Below are 21,279 nucleotides of genomic sequence, written 5' to 3'. Positions count from 1 at the left end.
TTGATAAAAAACGCCGCTTGTTGTTGAGCGGCGTTTTTGTGTAAGCAGCTAAAAGCGTCTAAAGCTTGTTGACCCGCGCCAGTGGCAGGCTGATTTGCTGTTCACGCTGCAGCAAATTCATCATCAGCAGTACCCGTTCTTCACCGTCCATGGCCAGGAACACCGCTTCGAGATCGCAGAACGGACCTTCAGTGATGCGCACCGCATCTCCGTGTTTCAACAGCGTGGTCACGATCGCCTGGCTGTCTGGTTCCTGGAGTTCGTCGATCAGCGCATCGCGGATCGGCAATGGCTGACCGCCAAACCCGACGACCCGCGAAACGCCGCGGGTCGAGCGCAGTGGACCCCAGCTGTCCTGAAGGCTCAGTTGAATAAACAGGTAGCCCGGAAACAGCGACTCGCTGATCACTCGACGTTGCCCGCGCAACATGCGCTCACGTCTGTAGGTCTTGCGAAAGCATGCATAGCCTTGGCGCTGCAAATGTTCTTCGGCGCGCTCATCTTGTTTGGGCTTGCACTGGACCAGGTACCAGGCTTTGGTGGCGTGTTCGGCAATCGCGTTCATTCAAATGCCCTCCCTGCATCGATCTGCCCCAGCAGCTCGGCGGTTTTGCGCTGCAGGAGCGAGCTGTCGCCCCGACTTTCCACGGTCAGGCAAGCTACGCAACCCTCGCCCGAGAGGCGCAAGCTGAAGCGCCAGTCGGCAAAGACCAGGTTCAGCCCGCTGCTTTCGTTGAGGTCAAGGGCGTCGCGGGCATAACGCTGCTTGATGCTCGCCAGCAGCGCCGGACCATCCTTGACTTGGCGGCGGATCTCCCCGGAGGAGGGGAACGCGCCGATGCGTTCCACCAGCAGTACCGGTGGTTTTCGCACGCGGGGGAAAATCAGTTCCGACGCATAGGCGCGCACGATGCGGTACGCGAGGTTGTGCTTAAGGTCAGCGCTATACGGGTGGCGACTGTCATCTGCCTTGAAACCGCTCAACGTATTCATAGAGGCTTCGTCCATAAGGTGATAAAGACCATATCGGGGGACAGCAACATCACAGGGCGTTTTGATGCAGATGCTCGAAGCAGAAGTTGGTGGCTTCGATATAACCTTCGGCACCGCCACAGTCGAAGCGTCGACCCTCGAACTTGTAAGCCAGTACGCAACCGTTCTGGGCCTGCTTCATCAGCGCATCGGTGATCTGGATTTCACCGCCCTTGCCAGGTTCGGTGTCAGCGATCAGGTCGAAGATGTCGGGGGTCAGAATGTATCGACCGATGATCGCCAGGTTGGACGGAGCGTCTTCCGGACGGGGTTTTTCGACCATGCTGTTGACCCGGTAAATCCCCTCGCGAATCAACTCGCCGGCAATCACGCCGTACTTCTGAGTCTGCTCGCGGGGTACTTCCTGGATCGCCACGATCGAACAGCGGAACTGCTCATAAAGTTTGAGCATTTGCGCCAGAACTCCATCCCCCTCCAGGTTCAGGCACAGGTCGTCGGCCAGCACCACGGCGAATGGCTCATCACCGATCAACGAGCGGCCGCTGAGAATGGCGTGCCCCAGGCCTTTCATTTCCACCTGACGGGTGTAGGAAAAGCTGCAGGTATCGATCAGCTCGCGAGTGCCGTGCAGGAACTTTTCCTTATCGGTGCCACGAATCTGGTGCTCCAGCTCGTAGCTGGTATCGAAATGATCCTCCAGCGCGCGCTTGCCGCGACCGGTCACGATGGCCATGTGTTGCAGGCCGGCGTCACGCGCTTCCTCGACGGCATACTGGATCAGCGGCTTACTGACGATCGGCAGCATCTCCTTCGGCATGGCCTTGGTGGCGGGTAAAAAGCGGGTCCCATAACCGGCGGCGGGGAACAGGCATTTACGAATCATGGAAGCGTCCTTGAAAGTAGACTGATGGAATAGCTGATGGCAGTAGGAAAGATTCGATCCAGGCTGGCCGAACCGGTCACGCTGGGGAGTGCGGGCTCGAAGCGGCCCGGTCACTCAAGAACAATGTTCGCAACGCGCCAGGGGCTGCGAATGGTCTGCACGCCATGCTTCTCGCCAGGCGCGGGCAGGGGAGACATCGAGCAGCCGATTGGCCGGCGAGCATGCCCGGTTGTTTCACGGCATGCTCGTGACGTAACCCGCTGTAAATAGAGTTATTGCCCAAGGCGTCCCTTACCCAACTACTAACCAAATGTTCGACACCCTGGCAATGCAGTAGCGGAACGGCTATACATTAGTCATTCGCTATTTCAGTATAATTTAGATTGAACAGTCGCCAGAAAACGACAACCGTTAGAAATTGTCTGAATAAATTCACTAACTGTTATTTTCGTACTCTGCAGAGTGCGATGTTATTTTTTGTCCGGATAAAAAGTTGAGGGCTGTTCAAGCGTCATGGTAATAAATACGCATTGATTGTTTGAAAGTTTCAGTCGCAGTTCCTGGTCGTTATAAATGCCCGGGCTCATTCGTAATTTAAAGCTCTTATGTTCGGCAAGTGCTAGGTCACCGCCAATGTTGACAAGACGGGGAAGGTCATCTTGCTTAAAAGGGTTTTGATTGTCTGTGTTGGCAATATATGCCGCAGTCCCACCGCGGAGCATTTGCTGCGTGGGGCACTCGTCCATTCCGATATTCAGGTCAGTTCAGCCGGCCTTGCCGCCCTGACGGGCAAGCCCATCGAGCCGACAGCACACGCCGTGCTCACAGAGCATGGTCATCTGCCCCATGAGCACCAGGCCGTTCAGCTCACTTCTCAAGCCGTCAGTGAGGCGGACTTGATTCTGGTGATGGAGCGGCGACATGTCAGTGGCGTGCTCAACATTGCCCCTGAAGCGCGGGGCAAAGTGTTGCTGTTGGGCAAATGGCAGGACGATCGAGAGATCAGCGACCCCTACCGTCAAGGCAAACCTGCTTTTGTGCACGCTTATGCGTTGATCGAAGAAGCCGTACACGCATGGGCACAGCGTCTGGCACGCTGATGGCCACTTCCTTTTTGAATCGTAATCAAGGCAAAGAATCCGACTTATGCAGCAAGCACCGGTAGTCAACGTGCGGGACGACGACAATGACGAGATTGATCTTCTCGGCCTGTTTGGAACACTCATCGACCATAAATGGCTGATTGCCGCGGTTACCGGCGCCTTCATGGTCGCAGGGGCCGCGTACGCAGTGCTGGCGACACCGGTATTTCAGGCGAATGCGCTGTTGCAGGTCGAAGCGAAGAAGAACGACTTATTGGGCTTCTCGGATATCGGCAGCATGCTGGGCAAGGAGTCTCCTTCGGCCACCGAAATCGAGTTGATCCAGTCCCGCTCCGTGATTGGTAAAACTGTCGATAACTTGAAACTTGATATTGTCATACAGCCGAAGTATTTCCCGGTTTTCGGTGAGTTCCTGGCGCGTCGATTCCAGAATAATAATCCCGGTGAAATAGCCGAACCCTTGTTGGGGTTGAACAGTTTCGCCTGGGGAGGGGAGTCGCTGAAGATCTTCAAACTGGATCTCCCCGATTCGCAACTGGGCAAGAAATTGACCCTGACTGCGGGTGAAAATGGTCATTTCACGTTGGTGGATGAAGATGACAACCTATTGGCGGCCAGCCGGGCCGGAGAGCTTTTCGAAAAAAATGGCGTAACGTTTCAAATAGAGGAACTGCACGCCAATCCTGGTACCCGCTTCCGCATTATCCGTAACTCCCGCCTGACCAGTATCCTCGACTATCAAGAGGCCCTGGATGTAGTTGAGCGCGGAAAAGAGTCGGGCATGATCGGTCTGGCGCTGGAAAGCACAGATCCGGACCAGGCGATTAAAATACTCAATGAAATCGCCGCTATATATGTACGGCAAAACGTAGAGCGCACTTCAGCAGAGGCTGCGCAGAGCCTGGCGTTTCTCAAAGAGCAACTTCCTGAGGTCAAGAAGGATCTGGAAAAAGCCGGAAATGCGTTGAATGAATACCAGACGCGCAGCAAGTCCGTGGATATCACGCTCGAAACCAAAGCCATTCTTGATCAGATAGTCGGGCTCGATACCAATATTTCCGAGTTGAAGTTGCAGCAAGCCGAGATGGACCGCAAGTTCACCCGTCAACATCCTGCCTATCGCGCATTGTTGACCCAGATCGGTGAGTTGACCAGCAAGCAGAAAAATTTGGCGTCCAAAGTAGAGAGCCTTCCCTCTACCCAACAAGAATTGCTGAGCCTTACCCGGGATGTAGAGGTCGGTACGGCCATTTACACCCAGCTGCTGAATAAGTCTCAGGAACTGGATGTGATGCGCGCGGGCACTGTCGGTAACGTACGCCTGATCGACACCGCGGACGTCAACTTCCTCAAACCGGTCAAGCCGAAAAAAATCCTGATTGTATTGATCGCCACTCTTCTTGGCGGCTTCCTGGCGGTGGCCCTGGTGCTGGTACGCAAGGCACTGAACCGGGGGCTGGAGAGTCCGGAAGCCATCGAGCAACTTGGGTTGCCGGTCTATGCGTCGATTCCCTACAGCATTCTGCAAAAAGCCGAAGAAGATAAAATCTCCCGAGGACGAGGGCGTTCCAATGGGGCTTCATTGCTGGCCGTCACTCATCCTACCGATCTGGCAATCGAGGCATTGCGCAGTTTGCGTACCAGTCTGCACTTCGCCATGCATGAGGCCGACAACAACCGCCTGATGATTTCCGGGCCCAGCCCTCAGGTGGGTAAAACGTTTGTCTCGGTCAACCTCGCGGTGGTGATAGCACAGACCGGGCTGCGGGTATTATTGATCGATGTCGACATGCGTAAAGGCTATTTGCACAAAGTGTTAGGTGTTTCTTCAGACAATGGGCTCTCCGATGTTCTGGCCCGACGCTGTGATGTGGCCACCGCCATCCACAAGACCGCAATCGACAATTTCGATTTTGTCAGTCGAGGCCAGATTCCTCCCAATCCTTCCGAGTTACTGATGCATGCCAATTTCAGTGCGCTATTGGAGCAGGTGAGTGAGCTTTACGATCTGGTGATTCTCGATACACCGCCACTATTGGCAGTGACAGATGCGGCGATCGTCGGGCGTCTGTCCGGGACCAATCTGATCGTGACGCGCTATGGCCTGAACCCGGCGAAAGAAATCGAGTTGACAGTGCGCCGGTTCACCCAGAACGGAGTTGCCATTAAAGGTGCGATTTTTAATGGCGTAGAGAGAAAGGCTTCCAACAAGTATGGCTACAGTGATTATGGTTATTACCACTATGCCTACGCCTCCGACAAAAACTAAAGGGTATTGAACAGGTCGCGTCATCCGTTCAGATTTTTACGGTATTGCTGTTGTTCTTGAGTTTTTGTCGTTTATTGCTGCGCTGGATCACTAGCCAATAGGCATGATCAAACCGATAGTTCATGAAAGCACCACGTCCTGAGGAAGATGACGAAAAATCCTGGGGCGGTAGCGTGCTTAATGCCACGTCCTTCCTCACCGGCCATTCTTGCCGCCGGACTTGAAGGCTAGCAAGGAATCCAGGATTCCTTGGGTTTCCAAGTGGGTGGCGTGAGCCAAAAACCAACATTTGTACCAAGGTAATCATCATGAAAGTCACTGTATTCGGAATTGGCTACGTAGGCCTTGTTCAAGGGGCGGTGCTAGCCGAGATTGGCCACGATGTAATTTGTGTGGACGTAGATGAGCAAAAAGTAAGAAATCTGGAGCAGGGGATTATTCCAATCTATGAGCCTGGACTGGAAGTTTTAGTCAAAGAGAACTACACCGCCGGAAGGTTGAAGTTCACGACGGACGCGGCATCAGCAGTGAAGCATGGGAAGGTTCAATTCATTGCGGTAGGCACACCGCCTGATGAGGACGGATCCGCGGATCTAAAATATGTGCTGGCTGTTGCCGAAACGATAGCAAATAATATTGAAAGCAATTGCATTATCATTAACAAGTCTACCGTTCCTGTTGGAACAGCCGATAAAGTGAGGGATCGAGTTGCGAGCGTACTGGCTCAACGCGGCCGTACTGATCTCTCATTTGACGTTGCATCGAATCCAGAATTTTTAAAGGAAGGTTCTGCAGTATCGGACTGCATGCGTCCGGATCGGATAGTTATTGGTACGGAACAGGCGAGTACAGAAGAAGTCATTCGTGACCTCTATGCTCCTTTCAACCGTAATCACGAAAAAATAATTGTCATGGACGTTCGCAGCGCTGAGCTGACGAAATATGCAGCCAACTGCATGCTTGCAACAAAAATCAGCTTCATGAATGAGATTTCTAACTTGTCAGAAATGCTCGGTGCTGATATCGAAATGGTGCGAAAGGGCATAGGTTCAGATCCCAGGATTGGTTACCACTTCATCTATGCAGGATCCGGGTATGGTGGCTCTTGTTTTCCTAAAGATGTACAAGCCCTCATTAAGACATCCGAGCAACTGGACTTTGATGCAGTAATTCTGAAGTCCGTAGAGGCAAGAAATAATGAGCAAAAGAGTGTAATTTTCAAGAAAATAATTAATCACTACAATGGGGATATCGCAGGAAAAACATTCGCTCTTTGGGGTTTGAGCTTTAAACCCAATACTGATGATATGCGTGAAGCACCCAGTCGAGTACTGATGGAGGCACTGTGGAAAAACGGCGCCAAGGTGAGAGCGTATGATCCGGAGGCGATGGAAGAAACTCAGCGAATTTACAACAATCGTGATGACTTGAGTTTGTGCGGAACCAAAGAAGAAACTTTAAAAGAAAGCGATGCCTTAATCATAATAACTGAATGGCAAGCCTTCAAGGCACCCGATCTGGATCAAATTGCAAGCCAACTTAGCGAGCCTATAATATTTGATGGAAGAAACCTTTTCGACCCTCAAAAGCTTAAAGATAAAGGTATTAAATATTACTCCATAGGCCGCCAGTAATATTACAAGTTGAAGTGGGGGCTTTGGCCTCCGCTTCAAACAAATCCCATCGCAATAATGTCCCTGTTCCAGCATCTACCCGGACCCATATGCTGCTATATGACCTGGATCTTGCTGGTTGTCTCAGCCAACTTGGTCAGACACAAAAGCGATCAAGCTATTGAAGTCAACTGCTTAAACAATTGGCTACCAAGACCACAATGAACATACTGAAATCGAAATCACTTCACTTGCTATGCGTTCGAATTATCGGCGCCGTAGCCGTGCTGCTTGCAAATATTGTTATTCTGAAAATAGAAAGCAGTGATTTGGCGGGCTTGTTTCTTGTTGCTTATACTATATTTCAGATTTCCGCAGTTATAGCGCGCTTCGGATCGGACATCCACCTGGTAAGAAATTATTATAAGCAGTCAAGCGAGGCAGTACAGGACTGCTTCAATCAATCAGTAGTAGTTAGCCTTCTGATGGGGTCAATACTGAGCCCTATTACATATTTCCTTGGAGATTTCTATGTCCAGCACTGGAGTAGCCTATCAAGCGCTAGTAGTAATCACTCGTCAATACTTCTTATTTTTATACTGATTCCTGTATTTTCCGCCGCTAATACTGTTTTTTTTATATATCAAGCCAGGCATAAGACCGTCACCCAAATCCTGGGTATAAATGTCATTCAGCCCTGGGCTTTTTTGGCTTTTTATCTGGCGATTAAGCTCGCAACCCACCTTGATTTTCTATCGTTAGCTCCCGACACAACCATTGTAGCCTCCTTCTACGCCTCCATTTTAATTTACCTGATTATATCTGTTGTGTTTGCAAGAAAAGCAAATATGACGTGGGCTCCGATATCTGCGCTATCTAAAAAGCCACTCAATAAAATTCTAGCTTCACAATTGAAGTATGCATCCGCAACAATAGGAACGCAGCTAGTAGGTTGGTTGCCATATCTGTTGGCCTCCTTGCTTTTAGGAGCTTCATTTGCTTCCGTCTTCAACATACTCCAAAGACTGGCAATGCTTTCAACCTTCATATCGGTATCAATAAATTCTATATCTGCGCCTCGATTTTCAGAGCTTGCCAGTCGATCAGACTATCGAGCCATAAAAAAAATATTTTGGTCCAATACAAAGAAGTTGACTTCCTTCTCCTGCATTTATTTGGTTTCGCTGCTGGCGTTAGTCAGGTTTAGTGAACAAATACCGGAAAGCTTCCACGTCGCATGCTACATCGTATTGTTAGGCTTTTTTGTAAATTGCTCTACATCAGTGTGCGGATATTATTACCAGAACGCTTCAAATATTTACCATCTTAACGTGGCGCTGTATCTGACTGTCGCACTATCTCCGTTCGTGACTTATTGGCTTTTAGGGGGCTGGGGCACGTTGGGTGCAGCAGTTGCCATCGGGAGTACCATTGCATGCGTTAATGTAATCTTATTCCCTCTAGCAACACTAGACCTTAATCGGCGCACATCGACAAATGTCATTAGTTCAACTCAATCGTAGCTAAACCTTCAGGTTTGTCATGACACTCACACAGAGCCAGCTTGTACAAGTTAACTTCCTTGTTGTGGTTTACTCTACCAACCCTAGTTTAACCACTACGCTCAAATCGCTAGCTACCCTGGATTTTCAGTCGGCAGGAATTATCCCAAAGTTTTCAATTTGGGATAATTCTGAGCAGGGATTCGGAGAGGCATCAATCCCAACATTGCCTGGCCAAATAACGTATCACCACAGTGGAAAAAACGAGCACCTTTCGAAGGTATACAACACTCTGATCTCCAATAGTGCAGGCTCGGACTATTTTATAGTTTTGGATGACGACTCCAGCATAACTAATGATTATATATCAAGTTTGGATTTGTTTTTCAGGAGCCGTGTGCCAGTGGCGGTGCCTCAAATTTTGTTCAATCACAGCCTTATATCACCTGGAACCATAAAGGGGGTTCGTGGCAGAGCATTGAACTTACAGAGTTTGGCGACAGGTCCCGTCCCATCTAAAAATATAGTGGCAATGATGAGCGGGACTGTCATATCTAAAGAAGCGCTGTCGCGGGGCCTAAAGTTTGATGAGCGCTTGAGTTTCTATGGGGTTGATACACGATTTTTCATCGACTACGCGAACTGCTATAACGAAATATTTATTCTCAAGACATCAATTCCCCATAGCTCGGCACTCAGAGAGGGCGGACAAGCTTATGCCAAAAAGGTTCAGCGATTCCGAAACCTCATACTGTCGAGGCCATTGGTTTTCGATTACGTAAAATATCATAAATTTAAAATATCATTATATGTGCTGTTGTTTAGCCTGAATACATGCCTTAAAGAAAGAAATATCAGGTATTTATCCCTGATGTTACTTGCACTACACGTGCTGAGCCCAAGGAAATCATATGCGAGATGAAATACTTTGCCTTCATCAAAGCTCCGAGCTGTACGGTTCAGATCGAAGTTTCCTTACGGCAATTGAGTCGATCTCCGTAAAAAAGAGAATTTACTGCATTCTGCCTTTTCTTGGGGACCTCTCTCCGCTAGTTAATAGCATGGGGGCCGAAATAGAGTATTACCCCTATGGAATACTGAGAAAGCAGAAGCTAAAAAAACCATTCAGCTATAGCATGGAGCTCATCAAGGCGACCTTGTATTATGCAAAAAAATATAAGGCGTTTAATGCAATATACATAAATACGACCGTTATGTTGTCCGCGCTGGTCGCTGCCGGATTTTATAGATTTTCCAAGAAAAGTTTCTTTTGCCATATCAGAGAAATTCCCGACAAAAAACTCATTGGGATCTTCCGTTTACTCCTACGGTTCTCAGGTGCAAAACTAATATTCAATTCCGAGGCTACGAAATCCGCTTTTAATCTTCCGGGAACAGTAATTTATAATGGTGTAGCCCCCCTTTACAACGTCCCATCGCTGTGTACTGAAAGAGACTGTAAGAATCTACTTCTGATCGGCAGGATAAACACCTGGAAAGGGCAAGACTTTTTCATTGATGTCATTGGAAAATTGGCCAATAACGCAAGAAATGACTTTCGCATAAGGATAGTGGGTAGCCCTTTTGAGGGGTACGAATATCTGGAAAAGGATTTAATCGAAAAAGTAAAATCATATGGGATCTCCGACAACGTCGAATTTTTCCCTTTTTGCTCGGACCCAACCGAGCACTTTCAATGGGCAAGCTATGTTGTTGTCCCCTCTACGAAGCCGGAGCCGTTCGGTCGAGTAGCGATAGAAGCGTACTCTGTCGGAAAACCAGTGATAGCTGCGGGCCATGGTGGTTTGGTAGAGATCGTTAACCATGAAAAAGATGGTTTCCTTTTCATTCCTGCCAATCAAAGCAGCCTTGAGGATGTCCTGCTAGGACTTCCTTCGCCGGGCAGTCCTCTGTACGAAAAACTGAGTAAGTGCGCGCTTGATACTTATTACAAAAAATTCTCAATAAAAAGCTATAAAGAGCACATAAACTCAATGCTGGAAAACACAAATTAAAAGCAGAGCAATCCATACTATCGGGAATACCATGAAACTTATCATGCTACTCATGCTTTCCTTGTTTCATCTAACTGCAAGTGCGAGCCCTTCATTTGATATAGGCGTTTACTACTACCCGGGTTGGGATCAGCCGAATGACCCCTGGCAGAAGATAAAGCCATTTAAGGATAGAGAGCCTCTACTGGGGTGGTATAAAGAAGGATCTGCAGAAAACACAAAAATACAGATCGACTGGATGCATCAGTATGGAATAAATTTCGTTATCTATGATTGGTACTGGGACAATATTCACGGTGTTAATCGGACGCACGCTATAGACTCTTTCTCCAGACTAAAAGATACACATGATATCAAGTTTACCCTTCTCTGGGCCAACCATACCGGGACACCCTCGAGCCTTAAGCAATTCGATGATATAGTGCAGTACTGGATAGATCATTATTTCAGAGCGCCTGGCTATAAAAAAATAGATGGTAAACCCGTCGTTTTTATATTTTCATCTGAATTACTTGAAAGGGACGCCAGAAACTTTGGCAGTAATGCCAATGAACTATTGGAAAGGGCACGGGATCGAGCGATCCAGGAAGGATTGCCTGGAATATATTTTGTTGGATCAATAAAGGCTGGTGACAGATTTTCTCAAGAGATTTTGCCGCTTCAGAATTACGACGCATTGTCCGCTTATAATTATCAACTTAATGCAGCCGAGAAATTGAGCGAAAGGCGCCCGTCCGCAAGTTACAAAGAACTTTCAGATGGATACGAACAAGCTTGGAATTCGGCTTTAAGTACTAGCAAGTTGCCCTATTTAATTCCCGTCACTTCGGGCTGGGACAAAACTCCATGGGGTGGAAGCGAATCCCCCAATCATGATAATTCGAGCAGCACACCAGAGCAATTTAGATTGCACTTGGAGTCAGCAAAATCGCTTATTACCTCAGAGCCCAAGAAGACACTAAGCACCGTTGTCATATGTTGTTGGAATGAATACGGCGAGGGTTCATATATTGAGCCAACCAAAAAATATAAATTTCAATATTTAGAACAGATTAAAAACACTTTCAAAACTTCAGATAGCTCTGAAAACCCCTCACATTGAAAGAACCAAAAAGCCTCTATGAAAAACCTCTATATCCTCGGCATCCGCGGCGTTCCCGCCAAACACGGCGGTTTTGAAACCTTCGCCGAAAAGCTCTCCCTCTACTTGGTCAAGCAGGGCTGGAAAGTCACTGTCTACTGCCAGGAAGACGGTTCCGGCGGTATATCGACCAGTGAATGGAAGGGGGTTCATCGCATTCATATCCCGATCGCCAACACCGGCGTGGCGGGCACGGTGTTTTTCGACTGGAAGGCTACCGTCCATGCGCTGGGCCAGAAGGGATTGTTTCTGACCCTCGGCTATAACACGGCGGCGTTCAATATTCTGCAGCGGGTCAAGGGCCAGACCAATGTCATCAATATGGATGGCATTGAATGGCGACGGGAGAAGTGGGGGTTGGTGGCGAAGACCTGGTTCTGGTTGAACGAGCGAGCAGGTTGCTGGATCGGCAACCACCTGGTGGCCGACCACCCGAAAATCAAGGATCACCTGGCCACCCGGGTCAAGGATTCGAAGATCACCATGATCCCTTATGGCGGGGACCGGGTGAACGAAGCAGACCCGACCGCCCTGGCTGATTATGGCCTGGAGCCCCATGGTTTCTCGGTGGTTATCGCCCGGCCGGAGCCGGAGAACTCCTTTCTGCAGGTCGTCAAGGCTTTCAGCAGCAAGCGCCGTAACCATAAGTTGGTGGTGCTGGGCAACTTCACCCCAGAGAAGAACGAGTACCACAAGCGGGTGATGGACGCGGCCGGCAAGGAAGTGATCTTCCCCGGCGCCATCTATGAGGCGGCGGTGGTTCGGGCGCTGCGGTTTTTCAGCCGCTTTTACATCCACGGCCATCAAGTCGGGGGCACCAACCCTTCGCTGGTGGAGGCATTGGGCGCCGGCTGCTCGGTGATTGCCCATAACAACCATTTCAACCGTTGGGTCGCCGGTGATGCGGCGGTGTACTTCGATGACGAGCACGACTGCGCCAAGTTGTTCGAGAAGTACCTGCGCGATGACCACAGCCATTTGATCGCGGCGATGAAGGCTGAAAGCACCCGCCGCTTCAACGAAAAATTCACTTGGGAAAACATCCTTTCCCAGTACGAAAAATTACTGATCCAGTGGTATCCCAAGGAGTACAGCAAGTGACCCAACGTATTATCGTCACCGGCGGTGCTGGTTTTATCGGCTCCGCCGTCGTTCGCCATCTGATCGACAACACCGATGTGAGCGTGCTCAATATCGACAAGCTCACCTACGCCGGCAATACCGAGTCCCTGGCGTCGGTGGCGGGTAGCCCCCGGTATGAATTCCAGCAGGTGGATATCTGCGACACAGCGGCGCTGCACGAGCTGTTCGCGCGTTTCCAGCCCGATGCGGTAATGCACCTGGCGGCCGAGTCCCATGTGGACCGTTCCATCGACAGCCCATCGGATTTCATCCAGACCAACATCGTCGGCACCTACAGCATGCTGGAGGCCAGCCGCCGCTACTGGTCAGGGCTGGCGGCGGAGCAGAAACAGGGCTTTCGCTTCCACCATATCTCCACCGATGAAGTTTATGGCGACCTGGAAGGCACCGACGATCTGTTCACCGAGACTACGCCCTACGAGCCGAGCTCGCCGTACTCGGCGTCCAAGGCCGGCTCCGACCATCTGGTGCGCGCCTGGCACCGCACGTATGGCCTGCCGGTGCTGGTCACCAACTGCTCGAACAACTACGGGCCTTTCCACTTCCCCGAGAAGTTGATCCCTCATGTGATTCTCAATGCCATCCACGGCAAGCCGTTGCCGGTGTATGGCGATGGCTCGCAGATCCGCGACTGGTTGTTTGTTGAAGACCATGCTCGAGCGCTGGTCGAAGTGGTGTCGCGCGGTATCGTGGGCGAAACCTACAACATCGGCGGACACAACGAGAAGCGCAACCTGCAAGTGGTGGAAACCATCTGTGAGCTGCTCGATGAGTTGCGCCCCCGCGATGAAGGGCAGGGCTCTTACAAGGAGTTGATCACCTTCGTCACCGACCGCCCTGGGCATGATCGTCGTTACGCCATCGATGCAGGCAAGATTGAGCGTGAACTTGGTTGGCGACCACAGGAAACCTTTGAAAGCGGTATACGCAAAACGGTTCAGTGGTATCTGGATAATCAAGATTGGTGGCAACGGATACTCAACGGCCAATACCGGTCCGAGCGTCTTGGCCACGTTGGCTGAAACATTCAAAACCTGCCTCTATTTAACTTCGAAGGGAATCCCCTATGAAAGGTATCATTCTGGCGGGAGGCTCCGGCACCCGCTTGCATCCCATTACCCGTGGTGTGTCCAAACAGCTGCTGCCGGTCTACGACAAACCGATGATTTATTATCCGCTGTCGGTATTAATGCTGGCGGGCATTCGCGAGATATTGATTATTTCCACGCCCCAGGACTTGCCCAACTTCCAGAACTTGCTGGGTGATGGTTCTTCTTTCGGCATTGAACTCAGTTATGCAGAACAGCCTTCTCCTGATGGCCTGGCGCAAGCCTTTCTGATCGGCGAGGAGTTCATCGGCGACAGCAATGTGGCGCTGATTCTGGGCGACAACATTTTCTACGGTTATGGCTTCAGCGCCTTGTTGCGCGAAGCGTCACAACGACAGACCGGTGCCACTGTTTTTGGATATCGAGTCAGCGACCCGGATCGTTTTGGCGTTGTCGAGTTCGACGAGAGCGGCAAGGCGATCTCGATCGAAGAGAAGCCTGCACATCCGAAGTCCGACCATGCTGTCACCGGTTTGTATTTCTACGACAAAGACGTGGTGAGCATCGCCAAGCAAGTCAAGCCTTCGGTGCGCGGTGAGCTTGAAATCACCGACGTGAACAATGCTTATCTACAACGCGGGGATCTGCACGTCAGTGTGCTGGGGCGTGGTTTTGCCTGGCTGGACACCGGCACCCATGATTCGTTGATGGAGGCCGGGCATTTCGTCCAGACCATCGAAGCGCGGCAGGGCTTGAAGGTGGCCTGCCTTGAAGAGGTGGCCTATCACCAGGGTTGGTTGTCGGCTGCGGAACTGGATAAACAAGCCACCGCGTTACACAAAACCGGTTACGGACAATACCTGGCACGCGTACTGACGACGGAGCCTTCGAAATGAATGTCATCAACACCCGGTTGCCCGGCGTACTGATTATCGAGCCCAAGGTGTTTGGCGATGCCCGTGGGTTCTTTCTCGAGAGTTATCACGAACAGCGTTATCGCGACGCCGGCATCGAGTTGCCTTTCGTCCAGGACAATCACTCACGCTCGCAGTATGGCGTATTGCGCGGTTTGCACTTCCAGCGGACCCGGCCCCAGGGCAAGTTGGTGCGGGTTACCCAAGGTGCGGTGTACGACGTGGTGGTGGACATCAATCCCGAATCGGCCACTTGCGGTGAACATGTAGGGGTCAAGTTGTCCGCCGACAACCATCTGCAGCTATGGGTGCCGCCGGGTTATGCCCACGGCTTCTGCGTGCTCAGCGATACCGCTGATTTTCAATACAAATGCACCGATCTGTATTTCCCCGAGGATGAGGGTGGACTGCTCTGGAATGACCCGGATCTGGGCATTACCTGGCCCATTGAATCGCCTCAACTCTCGGAAAAAGACTTGCGCAACCCCCGCTTGCGCGCGGTGTTGAACGGGGAATGACGGGTTAATATTGGTCTATAGTTAACATTAACTATTTATGACCTGATGTTATTTAGCCTTGAATGTTCAGTCACAATAGAACCTAGCGGGACAGGATGCCGGGAAAATCCTGACTAATAATAACAATAGGCGTGAAGGGGGAGTGACTTTTGCTCGGGAGTTTGTGCCGAAAATGCCTTCTCATGTAGCAAACATCTTGGAAAATTGCCTTTTTCCGTCAATAAGTCCTGCTCGGTGAAAGCGCTTTTGTCCATGATGTGACGAGGTTTGGCGTATGGCATGCACTCCCTATAAATGACATTCTCCAAAGGAGGCAATGTGCATGAATTGTCTCGTTCAATTGACGGGTGTCAGTTCATTCACCTGCTGTTCCATTCCCGGTCCCTTAGTCTCAAATCTAATGCAGAGTTGATGTCGAGAAGGAGTCTGATATGAAGAAACTACTTACGGCCGGCTTGCTGGCTGTCATGAGCACTGCAGCGTTGGCGGCGGATGAGCCGGCGAGCAAAACGGCGAGCGAAGCAGTGAGCGAAGAGGTGAGCGAGCCATTGTCCTTGAGTACCCCGCTGGTTGGGGGAGTGACGGTCGCAGAAACCGTGGTGATCGGCGCGGCCATTGTCGGCGCTGCGGCGGCCGCTTCAAACTCTGGAGGCAGTTCCAATGGCGGTACCTCTGGAACGGGTGGCACAACCGGTACTAGTGGTACGACGGGTACCAACTAAACCCCGCGAAGTATGTTGTTCAAGATCACTCAGAACTTTCTGGGTGATCTTGTTTTAGATTTGCCCTCGACTAGCGTAGTGCCCTTATGATCCGTAGATTATCTGTTGTTATGCTGGCAAGTATCAGCTTGCACGGCTGTATGTTTTCGCCTGGTCAACATATGGACACCAGTCAAATGGTCAGTGACGGCTCTCCGGAAAGTAGCCGGGTGGAGCTTATTCCCATCACGCCTAAATTGATTGCCATGGATGCGGCCACGCAAGTTCGCGAATCCGTTCCCCCAGCGTTGTTGTCCTACGTTCCAGGCGGTTATCGCGTGGGTGCCAACGACCTGTTGTTTATCACGGTCTGGGATCACCCCGAGTTGACGGCGCCTTCGGGACCGCAACAGCAACTCGATGCCAACGGGCGTCTGGTGCGTCCGGACGGCACGTTGTTTTATCCCTACATCGGTAATATCCCGGCGGCCGGTAAAACCATCGAAGAGTTGCGGGCCTTTATTGCCGAGCGCTTGTCGCAATTTGTCGAAAGCCCCCAGGTCGACGTCAGCGTATTGCGCTTCGCCAGCCAGACCGTGGTGATTTCCGGTGCGGTGCTCAAGGCTGGCCAACAGCCGATCACTACCACACCGTTGAGCGTGGTGGAGGCCGTTGGCGCGGCCGGTGTGGACCCCTCGAACGCAGACCTGTCAGGCCTGACGCTGACTCGGGACGGGCGCGAATACAAGCTCGATCTGGACACCCTCAATCGCCAGGACTCACAGTTGCAAGGCGTTTACCTCAAGGGCGGCGACCGGCTGTACCTGCCCTATAACGACCAAAAGCGGATCTATGTCATGGGTGAGGTCAATTTGCCTCGCGCACTGAGCTTCAAAGGCAAGTCGATCAACCTGACCGATGCGCTGGGCACAGTGGGGGGCTTGAACCAGACCACCTCCAACGGCAATGCGGTGTACGTGATTCGCGGCGCCGACCACCTGGAAACCGAACCGGCCAAGGTGTTCCAGCTCGACGCAGAATCCCCTTCGGCCCTGGTACTGGCCACCCGTTTCGACTTGCAACCGCAAGACATCGTCTATGTCGGCCCGGCCGGCGTGACGCGCTGGAACCGTCTGATCAGCCAGCTTCTGCCTACGGCCTCTGTCCTGGGGACCGGTGCCAGCTCACTTAACGATCTCAGCGAAGCCAACAGCAGATAAGGCTCAATCCCGCCGTGAAAACTTTGCCTACCTGCGCCAGTCTGACGATGGCGCTCTTGCTGTGCGGGTGTAACCCGTTGATGAAGGCCTCCTGGGACACCCTTGAAACATCTGTCGCGGGGCCTGCCTCCATCAATTTGACCCGTGCTCAGGTCGACGCTGTGCCATATCCGCAGATCATGGTCACCACCCCCTCCAGTGAGGGCGTGATGGCCATGGCTCGTCGGCGGGGCGACCTGCAGTTCTGGGTCGCTTCCGGCAAGCAAGTGCTGCTGATGCGCGACGGCCTGGTGGTGCGCACTGTCGGGCTGGGCGTTTCCCTGGATGGCACTCGCTTCAATGAAGAGTCGCCCTTCAAACGCGGCCTTCAGCATTTGCCCGACGGCTATACCAGCACGCGCTGGATCGACATCTATAACGGCAACCGCATCGGTATCGCGGTCAACAGCCGTTTCAGTCCCCATGGCATCGAGACCATCAGCATTCTGGACAAGGATTACGCCTTGCTGCGCATTGACGAGCAGGTGGATGCACCCACCCTGAATTTCCGCGCCACCAACCGCTACTGGGTCGACCCCCAGGACGGTTTCATCCTGCGCAGCGAGCAGCATTTGACGCCGCAACTGTTTCTGAAAATCGTGCAGGTGCGCCGTGATCGGGGAGCTGCCCGGTGAAGTGTTCAAACCTTTTCTTGCTTGGTCTGCTGTTGATCGGCCCGGGCGTGGGCCAGGCGGCCGTCACGGTCAGCGGTGACGTGCGCAGCCCTGGTCAATTCGAAATCAAGCCCGGTGCGCGCTTGCTGGATGTCATTCGTAACGCCCAACCCAATGCCGAAAGTTACTGGCTGGGCGCGGCGTGGCTGCACCGTTCATTAGTGGACAAGCAGACGCGCTTGAAGGCGGGTGTCCTGTTCGATCTGAAACTGCTGCAACGGGGGGCCTTGCTCGATGGCAAAGGCACGCGAGCAGAGTTGAGCGCGCGCCTATATGAGCAGGTCGCGCAACTGCCGGTCACCGGACGTCAGGTCGCGGTGCTCGATCCGATCGCTGTGGAAACGGGGTTCGCCCGCAACGCGTTGCTGGATGATGGCGACCATCTGATTTACCCCCAGCGGCCGTCCACCGTGGAAGTTTTCGGGGCGGTCGCGCAGCCTTGTCAGGTGCCTTACCGAGCCCTGCAGGAAGTGCGTGCCTATGCCCGTGACTGCGCCATTCTTGGCGACGCCGAGGGTGATTATTTGTGGCTGATCCAGCCTGACGGCCAGGTGCGGCGCCTGGGCGTGGCGGCGTGGAATCGTGAGGACGGCATCGTTGTGGCGCCCGGCAGCAAGATCCTGGTGCCGATCAGGAGCGACGATCTCGAGACGCCGACCCCTGAGCTCAATCAACAACTGGCCGAGTTTCTCGCCACTCAACCGCTGGCTGAGGTGGCCCCTTGAAGTGCCCGTTGAAGTTACGTTTTGCTGCTGCATTGCTCCTGCCCTGCGGATTGGCTCACGGTGAACCGCGCTACACCCAGAGTGATTTTGGTGGCGTCGGTCTGTTACAGACCCCCACTGCGCGCATGGCCCCGGCGGGGGAGTTGAGCGTCACGGCCAGTCGTACCGACCCTTATTCGCGCTACAGTTTTTCCTTGCAGCCACTCGATTGGCTGGAGGGCTCGTTTCGTTACACCGCGATCACCAACCGTAATTACGGCCCCGAGGACTTTAGCGACGGCCAGAGCTTCAAAGACAAGGCCATCGACTTGAAAGCGCGGCTTTGGGAAGAAACTCACTGGGCCCCGCAGGTCGCTATCGGCGCCCGGGATATCGGTGGTACCGGGCTGTTTTCCAGCGAGTATTTCGTCGCCAACAAGCGTTATGGCGACCTGGATTTCAGCCTCGGCATTGCCTGGGGTTATCTGGGTAATCGTGGGGATTTCAGTAACCCGCTGTCGGTATTGGGCAGCCAATTCAACGACCGGCCACAGAGCACGGCGGCTGTGGCCAGGGCAGGGGACGTGAACACCAACGCGTACTTCAGGGGCCGCCCTTCGTTGTTTGGCGGGATTGCCTATCAAACGCCCTGGGAACCACTGAGACTGAAGATCGAGTACGAGGGCAACGATTACAAGAACGAGCCACTGGACAACCCGCTCAAGCAAGACCTGCCGATCAACGTCGGCGTGGTCTACAAGCTGGCCGACAGCGTCGACCTGAGCGCCGGTTGGGAGCGTGGCAATACGGCGATGTTCGGCATCACCCTGCACACCAACTTTGTCAGCCGCAAGGCACCGGTGAAGACCTATGACCCTCCCGCCGAGCCGCTGCCGGCGCAGGCACCGTCGACTCCGGCCGACCAGGTCAACTGGGCCGATGTCTCCAATCGGTTACAGCAAAATGCTGGCTATAAGGTCAAACGCATTACCCAACGCGGTTCGGAGTTGATGGTGTATGGCGAGCAGTCTCGCTATTTTTATTCGGCCAAGGCTGTCGGGCGGGCCAGCCGGATTCTCGATAACAGCGTCAATCAGGACATCGACTGGTTCACCCTGGTGAATCAGCGTTATGACATGTCTATCGAAGAAACCAGCGTGCCGCGAGAAACCTTCCGCGCGGTGGTGAACAACGACCAGCCGCTGAAGGATCTGCACCGTACGACCGAGGTTAACCCGGCGACTGCACACCGGGAAACCACGCTCTATACCCAGGCGCTGGAACCGTTCAGCTATGGCTTGGGCCTGGGCTACAAACAGAATATTGGCGGCCCCAATGGCTTGCTCTATCAGTTCACCGCTGATGCCGATGCGGAGTACCGTTTCACCCGCAACACCTGGTGGAGCGGCCTGCTCAGCGTCAACCTGCTGAACAACTACGACAAGTTCACCTACGACGCACCGAGCGGGTTGCCGCGAGTGCGCACCGATTTGCGTCAATACCTGACCACCTCCGACGTGACGATGCCGACGTTCCAATTCAACCACGCGGCGCAGCTGGATCGGGACTGGTATGGCATGGTCTATGGCGGCTATCTGGAATCCATGTATGCCGGGGTCGGCAGCGAAGTGCTGTATCGACCCACGGGGAAACGCTGGTCATTGGGCGCCGATCTGAACTTTGTGCGCCAGCGGGACTTTGATCAGGGCTTCGGCCTGCGCGATTACCAGACCATAACGGGTCATGTCACCAGCTATACTGAATTGCCCAATGACATGCTGGCAGCGGTCAGCGTCGGGCGTTACCTGGCACGGGACTGGGGCACCACTGTCGACTTGTCACGGGAGTTCAAGAATGGCGTGAAGTTTGGCGGCTGGGTCACCCTGACCACGGCGTCGAAGGCGGAATATGGCGAGGGCAGCTTTGACAAAGGCATCTACATTTCCATCCCGTTCGACGAGCTGTTGAGTACCTCGACCATGCGTCGTGCCAATATCATTTGGACGCCACTGACTCGCGATGGTGGTGCGCGCCTGAGCCGTGCCTACTCATTGCAAACCATGACCGACGGGCGTGACAGCAGCCTGTTCTACAACAACTTCGAGAAAATTACCGAATGATCACATGGCTCAAAGGCTTGATCGAATTGCCGTTCTGGCTCCGGGGCCTGGCCTTTGCCATGGTGACGGCGATTCTGCTGTTCGCGGGATTGCGCGCTCAGCCGATCCCGGAACTGTTCGTCGAAGAGGACAAGCTCCATCACTGGATCGGCTTTCTGGTATTTACATGCAGCTGCCGGCTGGCCTTTCCCAATGTGAAATTTCGGTGGGTCGCCGTGGGCTGTTTGCTCACTGGCGTAATCATCGAGGCCGCGCAGGGTTTGATGCCGTTACGCACGGCTTCGCCCTACGACATGCTGGCAAATAGTATCGGCGTGTTGATGGGTTTGCTGGTTTCGAGATACTGGCTGCGCTGAAAAGGGTTGAAGCACTAAGCAGTTTGTCGGCATGTTGTACCGTTGATCCTCTCTATACCCCTCCAGCAACACCTCTTTTGCCGATGGCACAAGCGTCGTCGACCCGCTTGATGTAGTCGGCGCCTATCTCATCCGGCCGTTCAATTTCATACCCCAGGGTTCCATCTTGCAGCTAGCGGGCCGGACAGCGGTGCGGATACTTGCGTCGATCCCGCCATGCTCCAGCTTCAACTCAATAATTGCGCTGCACTCAGTTCCTGCAACCGCCTTTTGTAACTCACCAAAGCAAAAATTGGAAAGTTTTTCATTTTTCGACTTTTTT

At 52.7% G+C, this 21,279-nt stretch carries 22 protein-coding genes; 17 read left to right on the top strand and 5 right to left on the bottom strand.

The features are described from left to right. Window positions 1–58: 58 nt before the first annotated feature. From rfaH to AC1DQM_RS08245, 4 genes are all read right to left on the bottom strand, one after another. Window positions 59–565: a transcription/translation regulatory transformer protein RfaH gene (rfaH, locus tag AC1DQM_RS08260; protein WP_019581966.1), complete on the bottom strand. Its 507-nt coding sequence runs from the start codon at window positions 563–565 to the stop codon at window positions 59–61. Further along, the gene (locus AC1DQM_RS08255) at window positions 562–993 is read right to left on the bottom strand and encodes a hypothetical protein (RefSeq protein ID WP_018928285.1); all 432 of its coding nucleotides are present in this window, start codon (window positions 991–993) and stop codon (window positions 562–564) included. The genes rfaH and AC1DQM_RS08255 overlap by 4 nt, the downstream gene beginning before the upstream one ends. Before the next feature lie 49 nt (window positions 994–1,042). Beyond that, a complete protein-coding gene (gene galU / locus AC1DQM_RS08250) occupies window positions 1,043–1,876 on the bottom strand; it encodes a UTP--glucose-1-phosphate uridylyltransferase GalU (RefSeq protein WP_018928284.1) in 834 nt (277 codons plus the stop codon). Between the two features lie 470 nt (window positions 1,877–2,346). Beyond that, complete coding sequence (locus tag AC1DQM_RS08245) at window positions 2,347–2,622, bottom strand: hypothetical protein (protein WP_064621216.1); 276 nt, start codon at window positions 2,620–2,622, stop codon at window positions 2,347–2,349. Between AC1DQM_RS08245 and AC1DQM_RS08240 the strand changes: the two genes are divergently transcribed. Continuing rightward, window positions 2,536–2,976, top strand: a complete 441-nt coding sequence (locus AC1DQM_RS08240) for a low molecular weight protein-tyrosine-phosphatase (RefSeq protein WP_172901207.1) — start codon at window positions 2,536–2,538, stop codon at window positions 2,974–2,976. The two genes, AC1DQM_RS08245 and AC1DQM_RS08240, sit on opposite strands and share 87 nt — an antisense overlap. A gap of 46 nt (window positions 2,977–3,022) precedes the next feature. Continuing rightward, a complete protein-coding gene (locus tag AC1DQM_RS08235) occupies window positions 3,023–5,248 on the top strand; it encodes a polysaccharide biosynthesis tyrosine autokinase (RefSeq protein WP_477745999.1) in 2,226 nt (741 codons plus the stop codon). Between the two features lie 28 nt (window positions 5,249–5,276). Here AC1DQM_RS08235 and AC1DQM_RS08230 read toward each other — a convergent pair whose 3' ends face one another. Further along, complete coding sequence (locus tag AC1DQM_RS08230; protein WP_140393619.1) at window positions 5,277–5,558, bottom strand: hypothetical protein; 282 nt, start codon at window positions 5,556–5,558, stop codon at window positions 5,277–5,279. On the opposite strand from AC1DQM_RS08230, the gene AC1DQM_RS08225 reads away from it, so the two are divergent. The 15 genes from AC1DQM_RS08225 (at window position 5,557) to AC1DQM_RS08155 (ending at window position 20,957) form a co-directional block, all read left to right on the top strand. Further along, a complete protein-coding gene (locus AC1DQM_RS08225) occupies window positions 5,557–6,882 on the top strand; it encodes a UDP-glucose dehydrogenase family protein (RefSeq protein ID WP_086945314.1) in 1,326 nt (441 codons plus the stop codon). The genes AC1DQM_RS08230 and AC1DQM_RS08225 overlap by 2 nt on opposite strands. A gap of 200 nt (window positions 6,883–7,082) precedes the next feature. After that, entirely contained in the window at window positions 7,083–8,384 is a 1,302-nt protein-coding gene (locus tag AC1DQM_RS08220; RefSeq protein WP_477745998.1) for a lipopolysaccharide biosynthesis protein, read from the top strand. Between the two features lie 19 nt (window positions 8,385–8,403). After that, window positions 8,404–9,285, top strand: a complete 882-nt coding sequence (locus AC1DQM_RS08215; protein WP_064616866.1) for a glycosyltransferase family protein — start codon at window positions 8,404–8,406, stop codon at window positions 9,283–9,285. Further along, window positions 9,275–10,378: a glycosyltransferase family 4 protein gene (locus tag AC1DQM_RS08210; RefSeq protein WP_477745997.1), complete on the top strand. Its 1,104-nt coding sequence runs from the start codon at window positions 9,275–9,277 to the stop codon at window positions 10,376–10,378. Before AC1DQM_RS08215 ends, AC1DQM_RS08210 begins: the two co-directional genes overlap by 11 nt. A 31-nt stretch (window positions 10,379–10,409) precedes the next feature. Continuing rightward, entirely contained in the window at window positions 10,410–11,480 is a 1,071-nt protein-coding gene (locus AC1DQM_RS08205) for a glycoside hydrolase family 99-like domain-containing protein (RefSeq protein ID WP_245846277.1), read from the top strand. 18 nt (window positions 11,481–11,498) lie between these two features. Continuing rightward, window positions 11,499–12,620 carry a DUF1972 domain-containing protein gene (locus AC1DQM_RS08200; protein ID WP_064616868.1) on the top strand — a complete coding sequence of 374 codons (1,122 nt, stop codon included), beginning with the start codon at window positions 11,499–11,501 and terminating at the stop codon, window positions 12,618–12,620. Continuing rightward, window positions 12,617–13,684, top strand: coding sequence for a dTDP-glucose 4,6-dehydratase (gene rfbB / locus AC1DQM_RS08195; protein ID WP_064616869.1), 1,068 nt, complete (start codon window positions 12,617–12,619; stop codon window positions 13,682–13,684). Before AC1DQM_RS08200 ends, rfbB begins: the two co-directional genes overlap by 4 nt. Before the next feature lie 44 nt (window positions 13,685–13,728). Further along, the gene (rfbA, locus tag AC1DQM_RS08190) at window positions 13,729–14,607 is read left to right on the top strand and encodes a glucose-1-phosphate thymidylyltransferase RfbA (RefSeq protein ID WP_064616870.1); all 879 of its coding nucleotides are present in this window, start codon (window positions 13,729–13,731) and stop codon (window positions 14,605–14,607) included. Beyond that, complete coding sequence (gene rfbC / locus AC1DQM_RS08185; RefSeq protein WP_477745996.1) at window positions 14,604–15,143, top strand: dTDP-4-dehydrorhamnose 3,5-epimerase; 540 nt, start codon at window positions 14,604–14,606, stop codon at window positions 15,141–15,143. The genes rfbA and rfbC overlap by 4 nt, the downstream gene beginning before the upstream one ends. A gap of 431 nt (window positions 15,144–15,574) precedes the next feature. Further along, a complete protein-coding gene (locus tag AC1DQM_RS08180) occupies window positions 15,575–15,865 on the top strand; it encodes a hypothetical protein (RefSeq protein WP_064616872.1) in 291 nt (96 codons plus the stop codon). Between the two features lie 86 nt (window positions 15,866–15,951). After that, window positions 15,952–17,064: a polysaccharide biosynthesis/export family protein gene (locus tag AC1DQM_RS08175; protein WP_177343076.1), complete on the top strand. Its 1,113-nt coding sequence runs from the start codon at window positions 15,952–15,954 to the stop codon at window positions 17,062–17,064. Window positions 17,065–17,078: 14 nt separating this feature from the next. Further along, entirely contained in the window at window positions 17,079–17,738 is a 660-nt protein-coding gene (locus tag AC1DQM_RS08170; RefSeq protein WP_086945318.1) for a YjbF family lipoprotein, read from the top strand. Next, complete coding sequence (locus tag AC1DQM_RS08165; RefSeq protein WP_477745995.1) at window positions 17,735–18,502, top strand: capsule biosynthesis GfcC family protein; 768 nt, start codon at window positions 17,735–17,737, stop codon at window positions 18,500–18,502. Before AC1DQM_RS08170 ends, AC1DQM_RS08165 begins: the two co-directional genes overlap by 4 nt. Window positions 18,503–18,510: 8 nt before the next feature. Then, window positions 18,511–20,601 carry a YjbH domain-containing protein gene (locus AC1DQM_RS08160; RefSeq protein WP_457326901.1) on the top strand — a complete coding sequence of 697 codons (2,091 nt, stop codon included), beginning with the start codon at window positions 18,511–18,513 and terminating at the stop codon, window positions 20,599–20,601. Further along, complete coding sequence (locus tag AC1DQM_RS08155) at window positions 20,598–20,957, top strand: VanZ family protein (RefSeq protein ID WP_457326902.1); 360 nt, start codon at window positions 20,598–20,600, stop codon at window positions 20,955–20,957. The genes AC1DQM_RS08160 and AC1DQM_RS08155 overlap by 4 nt, the downstream gene beginning before the upstream one ends. Window positions 20,958–21,279 lie beyond the last annotated feature (322 nt).

The sequence above is a fragment of the Pseudomonas sp. 01L34 genome (assembly GCF_056400265.1).
This window is presented reverse-complemented; position numbering and strand designations above follow the sequence as displayed.